A 1921-nucleotide genomic window follows, 5' to 3' on the forward strand; every position below is an offset into this window, starting at 1 on the left:
TAGTTAGAGTTTTCCGCTCGTATTTTCCTTTGGCTGGAAAGGAGCGAAGACGATGAAAGCATCGAAGTTCACGGACGCGCAGAAGGCGTTCATTGTGAAGCAGGGTGAAGAAGGTACGCCGGTTGCGGAGATTTGCCGCAAGGCTGGGATTAGCCAAGCGACGTATTTTAACTGGAAGAAAAAGTATGCTGGGCTGATGCCGTCCGAGATGAAGAAACTGCGCGAGCTGGAAGATGAGAATCGACGGCTGAAGAAAATTGTCGCTGATCTGATGCTCGACAAGGAAATGCTTCAGGATGTCGTCAAACGAAAGCTCTGAGGCCGGATCGTAAGCGCGAGATTATCGACGGTGTTCGGGAAGACTGGCGCGTGTCTGTCAGGCGCGCATGCAAGGTGCTGAAGTTCGACAGATCGACCTATCAGTACAAATCCCGACGCCGCGATCCGGCCAGTCTAAAAGCCCGTATCAAAGAGATTTGCGAAACGCGTGTTCGATATGGTTATCGCCGCGTCCACTATGTGTTGCGACGCGAAGGATGGGAAGTGAACCCCAAGCGGGTTTACAGGATTTACAAGGAAATGGGCCTGCAATTGCGCAATAAGTCCCCCAAGAGGCGCGTCAAAGCCAAGCTACGAGAGGATCGCGCGGACGCTGTTTGTTCCAATGACGTCTGGGCCATGGACTTCGTGCATGACCAGCTCGCCACTGGGCGCAAGCTTCGCATCCTGACGGTCGTAGACACCTTCTCGCGCTATTGTCCTGTCATCGATCCTCGCTTCAGCTATCGAGGTGAGGATGTCGTGGCCACCTTGGATCGTGTTTGCCGCGACATCGGATATCCCAAAACGATACGGGTGGATAATGGGAGCGAGTTCATCTCTCTCGACATGGACTTGTGGGCCTACCAGCGCGGTGTCACGCTGGACTTCTCACGTCCTGGAAAACCGACAGACAACGCCTTCATAGAAGCGTTCAACTCAAAGCTAAGAGGTGAATGCCTGAACACACACTGGTTCATGAGCCGCGAAGATGCTTGCGAAAAGATGGAGGACTGGCGTAGATACTACAACGAAGAACGACCACACAGCGCGATTGGGAATATGCCCCCAATAATGCTGAAAAACTCAGATGGCGATACCAGCCCGCCATGCTGAGAAACGACGAAAAACTCTGGCCCTCAGTGGCAGAAGGTTGGGTAGCAAAGCAGATATGGTTATCGCCGCGTCCACTATGTGTTGCGACGCGAAGGATGGGAAGTGAACCCCAAGCGGGTTTACAGGATTTACAAGGAAATGGGCCTGCAATTGCGCAATAAGTCCCCCAAGAGGCGCGTCAAAGCCAAGCTACGAGAGGATCGCGCGGACGCTGTTTGTTCCAATGACGTCTGGGCCATGGACTTCGTGCATGACCAGCTCGCCACTGGGCGCAAGCTTCGCATCCTGACGGTCGTAGACACCTTCTCGCGCTATTGTCCTGTCATCGATCCTCGCTTCAGCTATCGAGGTGAGGATGTCGTGGCCACCTTGGATCGTGTTTGCCGCGACATCGGATATCCCAAAACGATACGGGTGGATAATGGGAGCGAGTTCATCTCTCTCGACATGGACTTGTGGGCCTACCAGCGCGGTGTCACGCTGGACTTCTCACGTCCTGGAAAACCGACAGACAACGCCTTCATAGAAGCGTTCAACTCAAAGCTAAGAGGTGAATGCCTGAACACACACTGGTTCATGAGCCGCGAAGATGCTTGCGAAAAGATGGAGGACTGGCGTAGATACTACAACGAAGAACGACCACACAGCGCGATTGGGAATATGCCCCCAATAATGCTGAAAAACTCAGATGGCGATACCAGCCCGCCATGCTGAGAAACGACGAAAAACTCTGGCCCTCAGTGGCAGAAGGTTGGGTAGCAGAGCA

General features: G+C 53.5%; 1 protein-coding gene and 1 pseudogene. Both read left to right on the forward strand.

The window, feature by feature from the left end; translation table 11 throughout:
• Positions 1-52 precede the first annotated feature (52 nt).
• A protein-coding gene (locus ACJ5NV_RS20355; protein ID WP_411646704.1) for an IS3 family transposase occupies positions 53-1155 on the forward strand; the annotation gives its coding sequence in 2 pieces (ribosomal slippage) (positions 53-314 and positions 314-1155; 1104 coding nt in all).
• Positions 1156-1206: 51 nt separating this feature from the next.
• Positions 1207-1869: pseudogene (locus ACJ5NV_RS20360) on the forward strand (IS3 family transposase); the annotation flags it as partial.
• Between the last annotated feature and the right edge of the window lie 52 nt (positions 1870-1921).

The organism is Loktanella agnita (assembly GCF_046640325.1).
GTDB classification, from domain to species: Bacteria; Pseudomonadota; Alphaproteobacteria; order Rhodobacterales; family Rhodobacteraceae; genus Yoonia; species Yoonia agnita.